Source organism: Burkholderia stabilis (genome assembly GCF_001742165.1).
In the GTDB taxonomy this organism is placed as follows: Bacteria; Pseudomonadota; Gammaproteobacteria; order Burkholderiales; family Burkholderiaceae; genus Burkholderia; species Burkholderia stabilis.
The window spans coordinates 529123-545560 of the sequence record NZ_CP016442.1 but is presented as its reverse complement, the minus strand read 5'-3'; the positions used below and the strand labels follow the sequence as shown (position 1 = coordinate 545560).

Annotated in this window: 17 protein-coding genes; 8 read left to right on the top strand and 9 right to left on the bottom strand. The window is 66.8% G+C overall.

Going from position 1 to position 16438, the window contains the following annotated elements:
- Positions 1-2 precede the first annotated feature (2 nt).
- The 5 genes from priB to BBJ41_RS02610 all read right to left on the bottom strand — a co-directional run bounded on the left by priB (position 3) and on the right by BBJ41_RS02610 (position 3556).
- Positions 3-302: a primosomal replication protein N gene (gene priB / locus BBJ41_RS02630; protein WP_069745192.1), complete on the bottom strand. Its 300-nt coding sequence runs from the start codon at positions 300-302 to the stop codon at positions 3-5.
- Between the two features lie 40 nt (positions 303-342).
- Complete coding sequence (gene rpsF / locus BBJ41_RS02625) at positions 343-717, bottom strand: 30S ribosomal protein S6 (protein WP_006402295.1); 375 nt, start codon at positions 715-717, stop codon at positions 343-345.
- A gap of 218 nt (positions 718-935) precedes the next feature.
- Positions 936-1847, bottom strand: a complete 912-nt coding sequence (locus BBJ41_RS02620) for an anti-sigma factor family protein (protein ID WP_069745191.1) — start codon at positions 1845-1847, stop codon at positions 936-938.
- Positions 1837-2481, bottom strand: a complete 645-nt coding sequence (locus tag BBJ41_RS02615; protein ID WP_069745190.1) for an RNA polymerase sigma factor — start codon at positions 2479-2481, stop codon at positions 1837-1839. The genes BBJ41_RS02620 and BBJ41_RS02615 overlap by 11 nt, the downstream gene beginning before the upstream one ends.
- Before the next feature lie 163 nt (positions 2482-2644).
- Positions 2645-3556, bottom strand: coding sequence for a LysR family transcriptional regulator (locus tag BBJ41_RS02610; protein WP_069745189.1), 912 nt, complete (start codon positions 3554-3556; stop codon positions 2645-2647).
- Positions 3557-3729: 173 nt separating this feature from the next.
- On the opposite strand from BBJ41_RS02610, the gene gcl reads away from it, so the two are divergent.
- From gcl to lysM, 5 genes are all read left to right on the top strand, one after another.
- Positions 3730-5505: a glyoxylate carboligase gene (gcl, locus tag BBJ41_RS02605; protein WP_069745188.1), complete on the top strand. Its 1776-nt coding sequence runs from the start codon at positions 3730-3732 to the stop codon at positions 5503-5505.
- A gap of 43 nt (positions 5506-5548) precedes the next feature.
- Positions 5549-6358: a hydroxypyruvate isomerase gene (gene hyi / locus BBJ41_RS02600; RefSeq protein ID WP_069745187.1), complete on the top strand. Its 810-nt coding sequence runs from the start codon at positions 5549-5551 to the stop codon at positions 6356-6358.
- A gap of 41 nt (positions 6359-6399) precedes the next feature.
- A complete protein-coding gene (locus BBJ41_RS02595) occupies positions 6400-7293 on the top strand; it encodes a 2-hydroxy-3-oxopropionate reductase (protein ID WP_069745186.1) in 894 nt (297 codons plus the stop codon).
- Positions 7294-7828: 535 nt separating this feature from the next.
- Positions 7829-8821, top strand: a complete 993-nt coding sequence (locus BBJ41_RS02590; protein ID WP_007182917.1) for an IS5-like element ISBmu23 family transposase — start codon at positions 7829-7831, stop codon at positions 8819-8821.
- 145 nt (positions 8822-8966) lie between these two features.
- Positions 8967-9437: a peptidoglycan-binding protein LysM gene (gene lysM, locus BBJ41_RS02585; RefSeq protein ID WP_006478617.1), complete on the top strand. Its 471-nt coding sequence runs from the start codon at positions 8967-8969 to the stop codon at positions 9435-9437.
- An 88-nt stretch (positions 9438-9525) separates the two neighbouring features.
- On the opposite strand, the gene BBJ41_RS02580 is transcribed toward lysM, so the two are convergent.
- Positions 9526-10548 carry an asparaginase gene (locus BBJ41_RS02580; RefSeq protein ID WP_069745185.1) on the bottom strand — a complete coding sequence of 341 codons (1023 nt, stop codon included), beginning with the start codon at positions 10546-10548 and terminating at the stop codon, positions 9526-9528.
- Positions 10549-10821: 273 nt separating this feature from the next.
- Between BBJ41_RS02580 and BBJ41_RS02575 the strand changes: the two genes are divergently transcribed.
- The 3 genes from BBJ41_RS02575 (at position 10822) to BBJ41_RS02565 (ending at position 12617) form a co-directional block, all read left to right on the top strand.
- The gene (locus tag BBJ41_RS02575) at positions 10822-11112 is read left to right on the top strand and encodes a PsiF family protein (RefSeq protein ID WP_006761523.1); all 291 of its coding nucleotides are present in this window, start codon (positions 10822-10824) and stop codon (positions 11110-11112) included.
- Between the two features lie 258 nt (positions 11113-11370).
- Complete coding sequence (locus BBJ41_RS02570) at positions 11371-11820, top strand: hypothetical protein (RefSeq protein WP_069745184.1); 450 nt, start codon at positions 11371-11373, stop codon at positions 11818-11820.
- Between the two features lie 209 nt (positions 11821-12029).
- On the top strand, positions 12030-12617 hold the full coding sequence (locus BBJ41_RS02565; RefSeq protein ID WP_069745183.1) for a BPSL1445 family SYLF domain-containing lipoprotein: 588 nt from the start codon (positions 12030-12032) through the stop codon (positions 12615-12617).
- A gap of 96 nt (positions 12618-12713) precedes the next feature.
- Here the strand turns inward: BBJ41_RS02565 and BBJ41_RS02560 are convergent, their stop codons facing one another.
- The 3 genes from BBJ41_RS02560 to BBJ41_RS02550 all read right to left on the bottom strand — a co-directional run bounded on the left by BBJ41_RS02560 (position 12714) and on the right by BBJ41_RS02550 (position 16405).
- The gene (locus BBJ41_RS02560) at positions 12714-13778 is read right to left on the bottom strand and encodes a glycosyltransferase family 4 protein (RefSeq protein WP_069745182.1); all 1065 of its coding nucleotides are present in this window, start codon (positions 13776-13778) and stop codon (positions 12714-12716) included.
- A gap of 244 nt (positions 13779-14022) precedes the next feature.
- Positions 14023-15198 carry an AAA family ATPase gene (locus BBJ41_RS02555; RefSeq protein ID WP_069745181.1) on the bottom strand — a complete coding sequence of 392 codons (1176 nt, stop codon included), beginning with the start codon at positions 15196-15198 and terminating at the stop codon, positions 14023-14025.
- A 34-nt stretch (positions 15199-15232) separates the two neighbouring features.
- Positions 15233-16405 (bottom strand): mechanosensitive ion channel family protein, encoded by a 1173-nt coding sequence (locus BBJ41_RS02550; RefSeq protein ID WP_069745180.1) that lies wholly within the window; start codon positions 16403-16405, stop codon positions 15233-15235.
- Between the last annotated feature and the right edge of the window lie 33 nt (positions 16406-16438).

Genomic DNA, 16438 nt, shown 5'->3' with positions numbered 1-16438 from the left:
TTTCAGTCCTTTCCAATGTCCTGCAATGCTGTGATGTGAAACACCAAGGTTCTCGCGTTGCGGCTTTTCTTTGCCAGGAAGCCCGTGAACAGCGTTTCGACGCCCATTTCACGGCTTTCCAGCTTGCCGCTCGCCTCACCGGCCGCCACCGCCTCGATCGTCATTTCGACCTGACGGGGAATGCCTGCTTCGACGACTTCCGTGCGGTGATGCAACGTGGCGCTTGCGATCGGAACACCTGCCGGCGTATATCGCACCGGTGCGCGTTCGACGACGCTCGCCTTCAATTGCAACCTGTTCACGTGAGTGGCGCGCTCCTTGATGGCTTAATGAATGACGAACTTAAGCCTGCGCTTCGGTCGGCTGAGCTGCAGCCGCCTTCTTGGCTTCTTCGCGCTGAACTTCCTTCATCATCGGCGACGGGCCGGTTTCGGCCTTCTTCATCTTGACGATGAGGTGGCGCAGCACGGCGTCGTTGAACTTGAACGCGTGTTCGAGTTCGTCGAGCGTCGTCTGGTCGCACTCGATGTTCATGCAGACGTAGTGAGCCTTCGCGAGTTTCTCGATCATGTAGGCCAGTTGGCGACGGCCCCAGTCTTCGACGCGGTGGATCTGACCGCCGTGCGACGTGATCGTGGTCTTGTAACGCTCGATCATTGCGGGCACTTGCTCGCTCTGATCGGGGTGCACGATGAATACGATTTCGTAATGACGCATTACACACTCCTTGTGGATTAAAGCCACCCGGGCGTCTGAACCGGTGTGGCAAGTGAGAAGCCGAAGATTCTAACCCGGATACGGGGCTCATGCAAGGCCAATCGATGACTCACGACCGGATTCGGCCGTGTTTTCAAAGACTTGAAGGGCCGCGCCAGCAGAAGCCGCGGCCCTTCGTCCTTTGCGCGATCGGGGTCGGAGCCCGGACGGGCGCCCCGTCACTCGGTGCGCGTGCCGGCGAGTCGAGCGTCGAGCGCCGTCCTGAACGCCGCGAGCGCCGACGGTTCGGCGTCGGTCACGGCCCACCACGTCATCCCGGCCGCATCCCAGCGGTCGAGCGAATAGCCCTGCGACACGGTCGTGTACGGCGCGCCCGCTGCGCTTTCGCCGGCCGGCCGCACGTAGACGTCGATCACGTGCTGCCGGTAACGGTAGACGAGCACCGCGACGCGGCGCCGCCCGACGTAGTCGAGCCGGCCGCCGACCAGCGCGAAGCCGTTCGCCGCGAGGTCTTCGACCGGCGGCGCATAGTCGAGCCGGCCGTTGAACCAGGGCTTGACCGTGTGGCGGTCGGTCGAGATCACGTCGATGTCGCGCGCCGACAGGCCGGCCCGCACGTGGCTCGCGACGAGCTCGTCGACCGTGCGGTCGGTATCGGCATGATGCGCGGACAGCGCCATCCCGGCCGCCGCCGCGAGCGCGACCATCAACGCGACACCCCAGCCCAGCCCAGGCAGCGCCGCGACGCGCGGCCCCGAACCGGCCGGTGTCGGGCGTGCCGGATGCGCCGAGGCGCCGCCGCCCAGCCAGGCGAACCAGCGACGGCTGCGCGGCCGCGGCTGCGATCGCGGCGAGGACTCACGCTCCGGCTCCGGCTCCGCCCGCGACGGCTCGCGGGAATGTACGTCGTCCGTCGCCGGCAGACTGGCGAGGATGCTCGCCCGCAGCGCCTCCGGCGCGCGGTGATAATCGGCCTGCCGCACGGCCTGCACCAGCGTGACGATCCGCGCGCGTTCGCGGCGGCACGCATCGCACCCTTCGACATGCTGCTGGACACGCAACGCATCGGGCGCCGACAACTCGCGGTCGACGTCCGCGTCCAGCAACGCTCGCGCTTCGTTACAGTCCATCGATAGCCTCCGATGCGGTTCCGCCTGCCGGCGTACGGCCCGGCCGGCCTGTGGCCGCCGCGGGCGCGTGCTCGTCGCCCAGCAGCACAGCGAGCTTGCGGCGGCCGCGCGCCAACCGCGACATCACGGTGCCGACCGGCACGTCCGCGATCGCCGCGATCTCGCGGTAACTCAGGCCCTCCATCTCGCGCAGCACGAGCACCTCGCGGTATTCGGGCGGCAGCTTCGCGAGCGCCTCATTCACGAGCCGCACGTTCTCGCCGCGCAGCAATTGCGCAAGCGGATCCTCGGTCGCGGGTTGCCAGTCGTCGGGGACGTCGGTGTCGTCGAGCGTGTCGGGCAGCGCGACCTCGTGCGCATGCGTGCGCCGCCGCCACTCGGTGTACCAGGTGTGGCGCACGATCGTCAGCAGCCACGGCCGCGCGTTGTCGCCGCGACACGAATCGACGAAGCGCAGCGCGCGCATGCACGCGTCCTGGACGACGTCGTCCGCATCGCCGGCGTTACCGCTCAACCAGCGCGCGAGGTTGTACGCAGCGTCGAGATGCGGCAGCACGAGCGTGCGAAACCGCTCGCCGCGCGCTATCGCATCGTCCGCCGCCCGCTCTTCGACCGCCTGTCCGGCTTGCCCCACATGACCTCCCTGGTCCCGACGGCCGAAGCCGCGCCCGTTCCGCGCCCGGCGCCCGGACAGACCGGCAACGTGCACGCTTGATGACCTTACCGTCGTTGCGTCGAGTTTATTCCCGCGCCGCGCGCATGAAGCGTAAAAAAATCGCCGGACGGGCCCACCGCCATTACGGCGTGGTGCTCCAGTAACCAGGGCGCGCGTACGCGGCGCGCAGGTAGTCGATGAAATAGCGCACGCGCGCCGGCACGTAGCGCTGCTGCGGGTAGACCGCGAGGATGTCGTAGTCGGGCAGCGCGTATTCGTCGAGTACGGTCTCGAGCTCGCCCGTTTCGAGCTGCGCGGCGATTTCCCACGTCGAGCGCCAGCCGAGCCCGAGGCCTTCGGCCACCCAGCGGTGCAGCAGCTCGCCGTCGTTGCAGTCGAGATTGCCCGCCACGCGCATCGTCGCGATCTTGCCGTGGCGCTGGAAATACCAGCCGCGGTTCTGCCCGCCCTGCAGGTTGAACGCGAGGCAGTTGTGCTTCAGCAGGTCGTCGAGCGACTTCGGCCGACCGTGCCGGCGGAAATACTCCGGCGTGCCGCACACGACGCGCCGGTTCGACGCGAGCTTCACCGCGACGAAGTTCGGATCGACCGCGCCGCCGATCCGGATCGACAGGTCGTAGCCTTCGCGCACGAGATCGACGACGCGGTCGGTCAGGTTGAACGACAGCTGCATCTCGGGTTTGTCGGCAAGAAAGCCGGGCGCGTGCGGCGCGACGTGCTTGCGCCCGAACGCGGCCGGCGCGGACACGATCAGGTGCCCGCTGACCGCGCGCCGGCCGGCGGCCAGCTCGTTCTCGGCCTGATCCCATTCGGACAGCAGCCCGCGACAGCGCTCGAGGAATGCCGCGCCCTCCTCGCTGACCACCAGCCGCCGCGTCGAGCGGTACATCAGCTTCACGCCGAGGCGCTTCTCGAGCGCGTCGATGCGCCGCCCGAGCACCACCGGCGACACGCCCTCCTCGAGCGCCGCCGCCGCGAGGCTGCCGGCATCGGCGACCCGCACGAACGTCTCGATCTGCTTGAAGCGATCCATCTCCCGTCTCCGTCTTTGTTCCGACACCGGCGGGAAGCCCCGTCCGGCCGTCATTCCATACTTTTAGTTTCGAAATAAGCGACTGCGGCTGATCTTATCAAACCTTTCATGCATCCCTAAAGTGTTCCCAACAGACCCATTCGCAAGATTCCGCCACATTCAAGGAGACATTCATGGCCAAGATGAGAGCCGTCGACGCAGCAGTGCTCGTGCTGGAGAAGGAAGGCATCCAGACCGCGTTCGGCGTGCCGGGCGCAGCAATCAACCCGTTTTACTCCGCGATGCGCAAGTCGGGGGGCATCAGCCACGTGCTGGCCCGCCACGTCGAAGGCGCTTCGCACATGGCCGAAGGCTTCACGCGTGCCGCACCGGGCAACATCGGCGTGTGTATCGGCACGTCGGGCCCCGCCGGCACCGACATGATCACGGGCCTCTACTCCGCATCGGCCGACTCGATTCCGATCCTCGCGATCACGGGCCAGGCGCCGCGCGCCCGCCTGTACAAGGAAGACTTCCAGGCCGTCGACATCGAGTCGATCGCGAAGCCGGTCACCAAGTGGGCCGTCACCGTGCGCGAACCGGCGCTCGTGCCGCGCGTGTTCCAGCAGGCATTCCACCTGATGCGTTCGGGCCGTCCGGGCCCGGTGCTGGTCGACCTGCCGATCGACGTGCAGCTCGCCGAAATCGAATTCGACATCGACACGTATGAACCGCTGCCGGTCTACAAGCCCGCGGCCTCCCGCGCGCAGATCGAGAAGGCGCTCGCGATGCTCAACGACGCGGACAAGCCGCTGATCGTGTCGGGCGGCGGCGTGCTCAACGCAGCGGCCGAAGACCTGCTCGTGCAGTTCGCCGAAACGATCGGCGTGCCGGTGATCCCGACGCTGATGTCGTGGGGCGCGATTCCGGACGATCACCCGCTGATGGCCGGCATGGTCGGCCTGCAGACGTCGCACCGCTACGGCAACGCGACGATGCTCGCCTCCGACTTCGTACTCGGCATCGGCAACCGCTGGGCGAACCGCCACACGGGCAGCGTCGAGGTCTACACGAAGGGCCGCAAGTTCGTGCACGTCGACATCGAGCCGACGCAGATCGGCCGCGTGTTCGGCCCGGATCTCGGCATCGTGTCGGACGCGAAGGCCGCGCTGGAACTGTTCGTCGCCGTCGCGCAGGAATGGAAGGCGGCCGGCAAGCTGAAGGACCGCAGCGCATGGGTCTCGGAATGCCAGGAACGCAAGCGCACGCTGCAACGCAAGACGCACTTCGACAACGTGCCGGTCAAGCCGCAGCGCGTGTACGAAGAAATGAACAAGGTGTTCGGCCGCGATACGTGCTACGTCAGCACGATCGGCCTGTCGCAGATCGCCGCCGCGCAGTTCCTGCACGTGTTCAAGGCACGCAACTGGATCAACTGCGGCCAGGCCGGCCCGCTCGGCTGGACGATCCCCGCCGCGCTCGGCGTGCGTGCTGCAGACCCGAGCCGCCCGATCGTCGCGCTGTCCGGCGACTACGACTTCCAGTTCATGATCGAAGAACTGGCAGCCGGCGCGCAATTCAAGCTGCCGTACGTGCACGTCGTCGTGAACAACTCGTACCTCGGCCTGATCCGCCAGGCGCAGCGCGCGTTCGACATGGACTACTGCGTGCAGCTCGCATTCGACAACGTGAATGCGCCGGAACTGAACGGTTATGGCGTCGACCACGTGGCCGTTGCCGAAGGCCTCGGCTGCAAGGCGCTGCGCGTGTTCAAGCCGGAAGAGATCGAACCGGCGCTGCGTCAGGCGCAATCGCTCGCCGAGCAATTCAGCGTGCCGGTGGTCGTCGAAGTGATCCTCGAGCGTGTGACGAACATCTCGATGGGCACCGAAATCGACGCGATCAACGAATTCGAAGATCTGGCCGAGAAGGCCGAGCACGCGCCGACCGCAATCTCGATGCTCGACTGATCCGCAAGACATTTTTGACTGACCGACCGAAGAGGCTTAGCTCATGCCGAAGTTTGCTGCAAACCTAACCATGCTGTTCAACGAAGTGCCGTTCCTCGACCGCTTCAAGGCGGCCGCGGACGCGGGCTTCGACGCCGTCGAGTTCCTGTTCCCGTACCCGTTTGCGAAAGAGGAACTCGCCGAGCGGCTCGAGACGCACCGCCTGCGCCTCGTGCTGCACAACCTGCCCGCCGGCAACTGGGATCAGGGCGAGCGCGGCATCGCGTGCCTGCCGGATCGCGTCGGCGAATTCCAGGAAGGTGTCGGCCGTGCGATCGAGTACGCGAAGGCGCTGAAGGTGCCGCAGCTGAACTGCCTCGTCGGCATCCCGTCGGCGAGCACGGCGCGCGACAAGACGTTCGTCACGATCGTCGACAACCTGCGCTTTGCCGCCGATGCACTGAAGCGCGAAGGCATCCGCCTGCTCGTCGAGCCGTGCAACAGCTTCGACATCCCGGGCTTCGCGCTGAACCGCTCGTCCGAAGGGCTCGACGTGATCCGCGCGGTCGGCTCGGACAACCTGTTCCTGCAGTACGACATCTATCACATGCAACGCATGGAAGGCGAACTGGCCGCGACGATCGAACGCAACCTCGCATCGATCGGCCACGTCCAGCTCGCGGACAACCCGGGCCGCAACGAACCGGGCACGGGCGAGATCAACTACGCGTTCCTGTTCGCGCTGCTCGACCGGCTCGGCTATGCCGGCTACGTCGGCTGCGAATACAAGCCCCGCACCACCACGACGGAAGGCCTCGGCTGGCTGCAAAGCGTCGCCGGCTGCGCGCCGGGCTCGGCGCGCCGCGCCGCCTGAGCACCGCCCTTCCCGCATACGCCCCTATAGGAGACTTTCACATGGCAACCATCGGTTTCATCGGCCTCGGCATCATGGGCGCGCACATGGCGCGCAACCTGCTCAAGGGCGACCACCAGCTCGTCGTGAACGGCGCGTTCCCGATCCCGGACGACCTGCGTGCGAGCGCCAAGGTCGTCGCGAATTCGACCGAAGTCGCGCAGAACGCGGAAGTCATCGTCGTGATGGTGCCGGATACGCCCGACGTGCGTAACGTGCTGTTCGCCGACGACGGCGTCGCGAAGGGCCTGACGGCCGGCAAGCTCGTGATCGACATGAGCTCGATCTCGCCGCTCGACACGCAGGAATTCGCGAAGCAGATCAACGCGCTCGGCTGCGACTACCTCGACGCGCCGGTGTCCGGCGGCGAAGTCGGCGCACGCGAAGCGTCGCTGACGATCATGGTCGGCGGCCCGGAGAAGGCATTCGAGCGCGCGAAGCCGCTGTTCGAGAAGATGGGCAAAAACATCACGCTCGTCGGCGACAACGGCGCGGGCCAGACCTGCAAGGTCGCGAACCAGATCATCGTCGCGCTGAACATCGAAGCCGTCGGCGAAGCGCTGCTGTTCGCCGCACGCTCGGGCGCCGATCCGGAACGCGTTCGCCAGGCGCTGATGGGCGGCTTCGCCGCCTCGCGCATCCTCGAAGTGCACGGCGCGCGGATGACGAAGCGCACGTTCGATCCGGGCTTCCGCATCGAGCTGCACCAGAAGGACCTGAACCTCGCGCTCGACGGCGCACGCAAGCTCGGCCTCGCACTGCCGCACACCGCGAGCGCGCAGCAGCTGTTCAGCGTGTGCGCATCGCACGGCGGCAAGGCATGGGATCACTCGGCACTCGTGCGTGCGCTCGAGATCATGTCGAACTTCGAAATCGGCCAGACGCCGGCCGCGTAACGCGGATGCAACGACGCGCGGTTCCGCTGCAATGGCGGAGGCGCGCGAAGAACACGCGCGATCCGGCCGCGGCCGGTCGCATCGATGCGCGACGCACTCGCGCATCACGGTGGGGCGCCCCGCTTCGCATTGCCAACAGCATGCGGGACGGGGCGAAAAACGCCGCTCTGGGCTGAGAGCGGCGTGGTGGGGTCCGCAGCGGCACCCGGCGGCGCCGGGGAAGCCTTGGTCGGTCAGACGTCGTCGTCGGGTGTCCGCCTGTCGGATTTCGCGTATTACATTTCTTTACGTTCAAGCGTGCGATTTTTCATGCAATCGTCGCGCTGAACGCCTACACTTTCGCCACGCCTTTCGAGAAAACCGCCGCGCTTGCGTTCACCCCGGTGAATGCGCCCAGCGCGGTGTTTTTTTCGCCACTTCACGGCGCGTTTTCTTTTCAACCACCTAAGGAAACACTGATCAATTCGGCTTGGCGGTCATCGCTGACGAGGCCAAGGGCGTTGTAGAAAGAAGCTCACGGAACGGACCCACGACGATGCAGCGGCAGATCGGTTTTGCGGAAGCGGAAAGTGCGGGCAAGAAGCGGGTGACCAAGCGTCAACGCTTTCTGGCCGAGATGGAGAAGGTCGTCCCTTGGTCGCGGCTGCTGTCGGTGATCGGGCCGTATTACCCGAAGGGCGAGCGTGGCCGGCCGCCGATTGGCCTGGAACGGATGCTGCGGATCTACTTGCTGCAGCAGTGGTACGGGTTGTCGGACGAAGGGCTTGAAGATGCGCTCTACGACAGCATCGCGATGCGCGCCTTCGCGGGCATCGACCTGGCGCGCGAGAACGTGCCGGACGCCACCACGCTGTTGAAATTCCGGCGCCTGCTGGTCGAGCACGCACTGACGCGAAAGCTGTTCGACGAGATCGGCATCGAGTTGTGCGAGCGCGGGCTGATGATGAAGGAAGGCACGCTGGTGGATGCGACGATCTTCGAGGCTGCGCCGTCCACGAAGAACGCCGGGAAGAGCCGTGACCCGGAGATGCATCAGACGAAGAAGGGCAACGACTGGTATTTCGGCATGAAGGCCCATGTCGGCGTCGACGCCGACTCGGGTCTGGTGCATAGCGTGGTCACCACGGCGGCCAACGAGCCGGACGTATCGCAGGCCCACGCCCTGCTGCACGGTCATGAGCAGGAAGCGTTTGGCGATGCGGGCTACACCGGCGTGGACAAGCGCGAGGAGATGAAGGGCAAGACGGTGAAGTGGCACGTGGCGCTCAAGCGCGGAAAGATCAGGGCGATGCAGGAAGGTCCGCTGAAGGACCTCGTGATCGCGGTCGAGCGAACCAAGGCGCAGATCCGCGCCCGGGTCGAGCATCCGTTTCATGTCGTGAAGAACCTGTTTCGTCATCGCAAGGTGCGCTACAAGGGTCTAGCCAGGAACACGGCACAGCTGTTCAGTCTGTTCGCGCTGGCGAACCTGGTGATCGCGAAAAATCAGCTGTTGTCGACTCATGGGAGCAATCCGTCATGTGTGTGAAAAACGCGGGAAGTGAGGCCCGAATACGAGCGAAACTCACCTCGCATGTCGTCAAATTCCTACGTCAATCTGAAAATTGCAACCTGCCTCGTCCGTTATGCGGACGACAGGCTCATTGATCAGCGTTTCCCTAAGGAGTGCAGCGATGGGTCTTCTTTCGTTTATCAAAGAGGCGGGTGAAAAACTGCTGGGTCATGCCGACGCGCAAGCGGCGGAAGATCCGAATGCCGCGAACCAGACCGCGGCCGACGCAATCAAGAACTACATCAGCTCGCAGGGTCTCGACACGTCGAACCTGACGGTCGCGTTCGACGGCGCATCGCGCACCGTCACGCTGTCGGGCAGCGTTGCAGATCTCGACACGAAGGCGAAGGTCAAGGTCGCCGCTGGCAACGTGCAAGGCGTCGCGGGCGTCAACGACGACGATCTGCAGCCGGACGATCCTGAAGTGCAGTACCACGACGTGAAGCCGGGCGACACGCTGTCGGCGATCGCCAAGGAAGTGTACGGCGACGCGAACAAGTACCCGGTGATCTTCGAAGCGAACAAGCCGATGCTGTCGAGCCCGGACCGGATCTACCCGGGCCAGAAGCTGGTGATTCCGCCGCAGTCCTGAGCATCCTTGCCGGACTGACGCAAAAAAGGCAGGCCGATGGCCTGCCTTTTTCATGGGCGACGCGTGCCGCCCGATCGTCTCGTATCCGTTACAGCGTATCGAATGCATGCTGCAGCGCGCCGCGATCGTGAATGCCGTTCGCGAGCGCGAGCATCAACAGCACGCGCGCCTTGAACGGGCCCAGCGACCCTGCGCTCACGAAGCCGAGCGCGTCGTCGTTGGCCGCGCCGTTGCGCATCACGTGCCCCGAACCGACACGCGATGCACGGACCACCGCAACGCCCGCGTTCGCCGCATCGGCCAGCGCCGCCTGCAGCGTCGCGTGGATCGACCCGTTGCCCGTGCCCGCGACCACGAGCCCGCGCACGCCGGCCGCGACCAGCGCGTCGACGGCCGTGCGCGTCACGCCTGCGTAACTCGTGACGACTTCGACGGGCGGCCACGCAGCGGCGATCGCCAGTTGCGCGTCGCGCGAACGCGTGACGCGGCGCGCGAATTCGACGCGGCCGTCCTGCACCCAGCCGAGTGCGCCGAGTTCCGGCGACTGGAACGCATCGACCGCATAGGTGCTCGTCTTCACGACGTCGCGCGCGCCGTGGATCCGGTTGTTGAACGCGACCAGCACGCCCTGTCCGCGCGCGGACGGATGAGCCGCCACGGTGACCGCGTTCAGCAGGTTCAGCGGGCCATCGGACGACAGCGCGGTCGCCGGCCGCATCGCAGCCGTCAGCACGACCGGCTTGTCGCCTTTCACGACCAGATGCAGCGCATATGCGGTTTCCTCGAGCGTGTCGGTGCCGTGGGTGACGACGATGCCGTCGATCGCCGGATCGGCCATCAGCGCGTCGATCCGCGCGGCGAGCGTATTCCACAGCGGCAGCGCGAGATCCTTGCTGTCGATGCTGGCGATCTGCTCGGCGTCGATGCGCGCGACCGATGCGAGCGCCGGCACCGCGTCGACCAGGAAATTGACGCCGAGCGCGCCGGCCTGGTAACCGGCCGTGCTGGCCGCGTCGGGCGCGGCGCCGGCGATCGTGCCGCCGGTGGCGAGCACGGCGATCCGCGGCAAGGCCGCCGCGGACGGGGAGGATGCGGAATTCGAAGTATTCATGGCCGCGATTGTAATGGCTCGCGGCCGGGATCCGGCAGGTTCCGGCGGCACGACCGACGCCGGCCGCCGCGCGTGTCATGGTTTGTCCCGATCGCCCGGTCGCGCGCGCCGTCAACGGTCGTGGCGTCCGCAACGTTATAGGAAGTGCCGTTTTGGTGTTTTCACATTGATTTGCCATAATCGGAGCGCACGGTGCGATGCGGCCCTATCCTCATCGCGACGTGCTTCGTGACGGCGTCAATAAAACGCAATTCACCCCATGGGAGTGTCGAAATGAAAATCCAATCGCTCGTAGCCGCAGTGCTTCTCGGCGGCATGCTGGCTTCCCCCGCGTTCGCGGCGAACAGCCAGCAGGACAAGATGAAGGCCTGTAACACCCAGGCAACCGGCAAGACGGGCGACGAACGCAAGGCGTTCATGAAGGACTGCCTGTCGGCGAAGCCTGCGAAGGCGATGACGCAGCAAGAGAAGATGAAGGCATGCAATACGCAGGCCACCGGCAAGAAAGGCGACGACCGCAAGGCGTTCATGAAGAGCTGCCTGAGCAGCCAGCCGGCCGCCTGAGTCCCGGCGCTCCCGCCTCGAATGCCGCGCACCGCTTCGGCGGGCGCGGCATTTTTGTTTTCGTTGCACGCGCATCGACGCGTGCGTTTCACGCTCTCCCGCCCCGCTTTCCCGGCCCGCCGTGCCTGCGCCGCCACATGGTGCGGCAATTCGCCGCGTTTTCTTCTATGATGGCTGCAACGCGGCCCACCCAAGTACAAGAAGCGCCATCGGGCCGCCCTCGAGCCGGACGCGCACGCGCGTCAAACGGAGGCATGGATGGCATGGAGACAACACCGCTGGTTCCGCCGCTGGCTGATCGTGATCGTATTCTGGGCCGTGCCCGTCGCGATCGTCGCCGTGCGCGAGATCCGCGAGGAAATGGCCTACAACAAGGCGGACCTGCAGCTCGCACTGACCACCTGGCAGCTCACCGACGCGCAGCAGGCAGCCGGCGCCGCCGCGAAGTGCCACGGGGATCCTGACGAGGCGCGCGCAGCCGGCTGCCCGGCCGACGTGCTCGCCGCCAACGCGCCGCGCCAGCAGGCGGCCCGCGCCGAATACGTGGTGCGCCGCAATACGCTCGCGAGCTATCTGTGGCATGCGTTCGTCGGCTACTGGGTCGTACCGGCCGCCTTCCTGTTCGCGTTCGGCGTCGTGATCGCGCTGATCCGCCGCGCGCTGCGCCGCCCGCCGATCAAGCCCCCTGTCCCGCCGGTCACGCACTGACGCGCGGGCGTTCCCTTGCCGTCGCTTTCCGGCGTGCCGCCGCCGCGCGGGCGCCGGCTCGTCCGTTGGCGCGCCGCGACATACCCAAGCGATTTGACGCTTTTTCACGCGCGAACGAAAAGAGGCTGTAATCCGCTGTGATATAACTGCCGAGGTGATCCGCTCCGTGAGCGAGACTCACTCCGAACATCATCCGATGGAGAAGAACGATGCAAAAACGGAATCTTGTGCTGAAAGCCGCCGCTGCGCTCATCGTCGGTAGCCTCGCGCTCACCGGTTGCACCACCACCCCGGACAAGCCTGACAATGCCGCGACCAGCGCGTCGAAGCGTCAGGCGATCGACTCGAGTGTCGACGCGACGCTGTCGCGCCTGTATTCCACGGTCAAGGGTTCGCGTGAACTCGTCGCGAAATCGCGCGGCGTGCTGGTCTTCCCCGACGTGATCCAGGCCGGCTTCATCGTCGGCGGCCAGTCCGGCAACGGCGCGCTGCGCGTCGGCGGCAGCACGGTCGGCTACTACAACACGTCGTCGCTGTCGGTGGGCCTGCAGGCCGGCGCGCAATCGAAGGCGATCGTGTTCCTGTTCATGACGCAGGAAGCGCTCGACGAATTCCGCGGCTCGGACGGCTGGGCCGCCGGCGCAGGCGCATCGGTCGCGCTCGTGAAGATGGGCGCGAACGGCGCGATCGACACGACCACGGCCACCGCGCCGGTCCAGGTCGTCGTGCTGACGAACGCGGGCCTGATGGGCGACGTGTCGATCAACGGCACGAAGGTCACGAAGCTCAAGATCTGACGCTCGCGCACCGCCCGTGCGCACCGCGCGCGGGCCATGCGCAAACGGCGATGTCCTCGCGGGCATCGCCGTTTTTTTATCCGCCCGCGCCCCGCGTCAGGTCGTCGAGTCGATCACCTTGAAGCGCGAGCGCTTCTGCGCGCGGATCACCGACTGGTAGACGTCGACGTATTGCTGCGCCATCCGGCGCGACGTGAAGCGCGCCTCGAAGCGCTGCCGCACGCGTGCGCGCGGCAGCAGGTGCAGCCGGTTCACGGCGGCCACCGCGCTGATTTCATCCTCGACGATGAAACCCGACACGCCCTCGTCCACCACTTCCGGTACCGCGCCGCGATTGAAGGCGATCACCGGCGTGCCGCACGACATCGCTTCGATCATCACGAGGCCGAACGGCTCAGGCCAGTCGATCGGGAACAGCAGCGCATGCGCGCCCGACAGGAATTCGGCCTTCTGGTGATCGGCGATCTCGCCGATGTATTCGACATGCGGCAACGAGAAAAGCGGCTTGATCTCGCGCTCGAAGTATTCCTGGTCGGCCGCGTCGATCTTCGCGGCGATCCGGATCGGCAGCCCGCACTGGCCGGCGATGCGGATCGCGGTGTCGACGCGCTTCTCCGGCGAGATGCGGCCGAGGAACGCGAGATAGCGCGGCTCGACGGGCTGCGGCATGTACAGCGTGTCGGGCAGCCCGTGATAGACGGTCGTCAGCCATTTCGCCTGCGGTAGCGGCTGGCGCTGCGAATTCGAAATCGAGATCACCGGCGCCGTGTTGAACGTGTCGAACACCGGCTGCTGCTCGGGCAGGTCGAGGCGACCGTGCAGCGTCGTCACGTACGGCGTTTCCTGCCGGTTGAAGACCGAGAACGAGTAGTAGTCCATGTGGAAATGGAGCACGTCGAACTCCTTCGCGCGGCGCGCGACCGTCTCCATCAGCAGCATGTGCGGCGCGACGCGATCGCGGATCGATGTATCGAGCCGCAGCGCACGCGGCCAGACCGGCTCGAGCTTCGCCCGCGTGGTCGAATCGCCGCTGGCGAACAGCGTCACATCATGGCCGAGATCGACGAGCGCCTCGGTGATGTAGGACACGACGCGCTCGGTGCCGCCGTACAGCTTCGGCGGCACGGATTCGGTCAGCGGGGCGATCTGCGCAATTCTCATGATCCACGTCTCCTGTGTCCTGTCCCACGCTGCGCGGCCGGCGGGCGTGTGCGCTTTCGCGCGCCCCGCGCCGTGCAGCGCTGGCCGGCATGGCGCCAGCCGGATATCTCACTATTATTCGCGATCCCGATGCCCTGGACCGCCGGTCTTGCATTTTATGGGCGTTGTTACAGACAGGATACATTCGTCCCGTCCGGCCCGATCGCACCGCAGCGGGCGCGGGCGGCCCGATTCGCCCGGCCCGTCAGCGCGACGGCCATTTCCACGGCGGCAGGTCGCGCGTATCGGCATCGACGAGCGCGGTCGCGCCGAGCTGCTTGTCGAGCACCAGCGATTCGCAGCCGGCTTCACGCTCGAGCGTCGCGATGAGCCGTGCCGCGTGCGACACGACGAGCACCTGCGAGCGCTGCGCGGCCTGGGCGATCAGGCGGCCGAGCGCCGGCAGCAGATCGGGATGCAGGCTCGTCTCCGGTTCGTTCAGCACCATCAGCGCAGGCGGCCGCGGCGTCAGCAACGCGGCCGCGAGCAGCAGGTAGCGCAGCGTGCCGTCGGACAGCTCGGCCGCCGCGAGCGGCCGCAGCAGCCCCGGCTGACGCATCAGCACGTCGAAGCGGCCGCGACCGCCAGGATTGTCGATCTCGACCGACGCGCCGGGAAACGCATCGTCGAGCGCCGCATCGAGCGTCGCGCCGTCGCCGATTTCGCGGATCGTCTGCAGCGCAGCGGCCAGGTCGGCGCCGTCGTCGGCCAGCACCGGCGTATGGGTGCCGATATGCGATTGCCGAGCCGGCGCCTGCGCATCGGTGCGGAAATGGTCGTAGAAACGCCACGAACGGATCCGCTCGCGCACCGCGATCATCTCGGGCGCGCCGCTCGGATCGGCGAACTCGGTCATCATGCTGTCGAAGCTCGCGACCGGCTGCGGCACGGTCTGCCAGTCGCCGGACGCGGCGCGTGTGCGGATCTGCGCGCCCTGCCGGTCGACCAGCAGCGTCGACGGGCGCAGCAGCGCGCCGCCCCAGATGCATTCGCGCTTGACCACCGGATCGAGCCCGAACTGCGAACTGCTCGGCACCGGCAAGCCGAGGTCGATCGAATAACCGAAGTCGTCGCACGCGAAACCGAGCTTCAGGCTCACGGGCCCCTTGCGCACCGTGCCCGTCACCGGCGCGTCGCCGGCCAGCATCGCCCGCGAGAAACGCTCGGGGCCGGCCCACAGCGTCGACGGCAACCCGCCCTCGCGCGCGAGCGACGGGATCACGCGGCCCTGCGCGGTGTCGGCGAGCAACCGCAGCGCGCGGTACACGCTCGACTTGCCGCTGCCGTTCGGCCCCGTGACGACGTTGAGCGCCGCGAGCGGCACGATCAGCTCGCGCAGCGAGCGGTAATTGGCGATGGCGAGCGTCTTCAGCGCAGTCATGGCGATGGATGGCGAACAGGTGTGCGGGCCGCGTTCAGCGGCCGTCGGAGGCCTTGGGATCGGCTGCGGTGTTGGCCGCCGTGCTGGCGGCGGGCGGCCGCGCGTGCGGCCGTTCAGGATTCGGCGCGTCCGGCGCGGATTCGTGCGGATACAGCTCCATCCGGCTGCGCGGCAGGCACTGCGGATAGCGCTCCTGCAGGTAGGCGATCAACCCTTCGCGCACGCGGCAGCGCAGGTCCCAGCACGACGACGAATCGGTCGCGCTGACGAGCGCGCGCAACTGCATCGCGCGCTCCGTCGCGTCGGTCACCTGCAGCACCTGCACGCGGCCGTCCCACTCGGGCGCCGCATGGACGAGCCGCGCGAGTTCCTCGCGCAGCGGTGCGAGCGGCGTGCGGTAATCGACCGAAAGGTAGACCGTGCCAATGATTTCCGAGCTGCTGCGCGTCCAGTTCGGAAACGGATTCTCGATGATCCATTGCAACGGCACGACGAGGCGCCGCTGGTCCCACAACCGCACCGACACGAACGAGCCGGTGATTTCCTCGATACGGCCCCACTCGCCCTGGATCACGACCACGTCGTCGAGCCGGATCGGCTGCGTGAGCGCGATCTGCAGCCCGGCGATCAGGTTGCCGAGCACCGGCCGCGCGGCGATACCGGCGACCAGGCCCGCGACGCCGGCCGACGCCAGCAGGCTCGCGCCCACCTGGCGCACGTTGGGGAACGTCATCAGCGCCGCGCCGGTGCCGATGATCACGATCAGCACCATCACGGTCCGCACCAGCACCCGGGCCTGCGTGTGGATGCGCCGCGCCTGGAGATTGTCGGCCGCATCGATCGGATGCGCCTGGATGATCGCTTCGCCGACGCCGGCCGCGAGCCGCACCAGCAGCCACGTGAGCGACACGATGGAGCCGACCGCCGCCGCCGTGCGCATGCCGCGCACGAACGACATGCCGTCGTCCGCCTGGACCCACAGGAACTGGAGCGCCAGCAGCGCGAGCACGACGAGCGAAGGCTTGTCGATATAGCGCAGGATCGCGCTCATCAGCGGATACGGCTGCGCGATGCGCTTGACGATGCGTGCGCCGAGACGGTGCACGATCGCGACGACCAGTACGACGATGACCGACACGAACAGCGTGCCGAGCCACGAATGCAGCGGCGCATCGGCGATGCGCTGCAGTTCCTCGATTGAAATCATCGGCGCCCGGGATGCCTGGGTGATGAGACGCGC

Excerpts from the sequence above, each read along its gene's own strand:
- rpsF (WP_006402295.1), bottom strand. The coding sequence starts at position 717 with ATGCGTCATTACGAAATCGTATTCATCGTGCACCCCGATCAGAGCGAG.
- BBJ41_RS02620 (WP_069745191.1), bottom strand. The coding sequence starts at position 1,847 with ATGGACTGTAACGAAGCGCGAGCGTTGCTGGACGCGGACGTCGACCGC.
- BBJ41_RS02610 (WP_069745189.1), bottom strand. The coding sequence starts at position 3,556 with ATGGATCGCTTCAAGCAGATCGAGACGTTCGTGCGGGTCGCCGATGCC.
- gcl (WP_069745188.1), top strand. The coding sequence starts at position 3,730 with ATGGCCAAGATGAGAGCCGTCGACGCAGCAGTGCTCGTGCTGGAGAAG.
- hyi (WP_069745187.1), top strand. The coding sequence starts at position 5,549 with ATGCCGAAGTTTGCTGCAAACCTAACCATGCTGTTCAACGAAGTGCCG.
- BBJ41_RS02595 (WP_069745186.1), top strand. The coding sequence starts at position 6,400 with ATGGCAACCATCGGTTTCATCGGCCTCGGCATCATGGGCGCGCACATG.
- BBJ41_RS02590 (WP_007182917.1), top strand. The coding sequence starts at position 7,829 with ATGCAGCGGCAGATCGGTTTTGCGGAAGCGGAAAGTGCGGGCAAGAAG.
- lysM (WP_006478617.1), top strand. The coding sequence starts at position 8,967 with ATGGGTCTTCTTTCGTTTATCAAAGAGGCGGGTGAAAAACTGCTGGGT.
- BBJ41_RS02580 (WP_069745185.1), bottom strand. The coding sequence starts at position 10,548 with ATGAATACTTCGAATTCCGCATCCTCCCCGTCCGCGGCGGCCTTGCCG.
- BBJ41_RS02575 (WP_006761523.1), top strand. The coding sequence starts at position 10,822 with ATGAAAATCCAATCGCTCGTAGCCGCAGTGCTTCTCGGCGGCATGCTG.
- BBJ41_RS02570 (WP_069745184.1), top strand. The coding sequence starts at position 11,371 with ATGGCATGGAGACAACACCGCTGGTTCCGCCGCTGGCTGATCGTGATC.
- BBJ41_RS02565 (WP_069745183.1), top strand. The coding sequence starts at position 12,030 with ATGCAAAAACGGAATCTTGTGCTGAAAGCCGCCGCTGCGCTCATCGTC.
- BBJ41_RS02560 (WP_069745182.1), bottom strand. The coding sequence starts at position 13,778 with ATGAGAATTGCGCAGATCGCCCCGCTGACCGAATCCGTGCCGCCGAAG.
- BBJ41_RS02555 (WP_069745181.1), bottom strand. The coding sequence starts at position 15,198 with ATGACTGCGCTGAAGACGCTCGCCATCGCCAATTACCGCTCGCTGCGC.
- BBJ41_RS02550 (WP_069745180.1), bottom strand. The coding sequence starts at position 16,405 with ATGATTTCAATCGAGGAACTGCAGCGCATCGCCGATGCGCCGCTGCAT.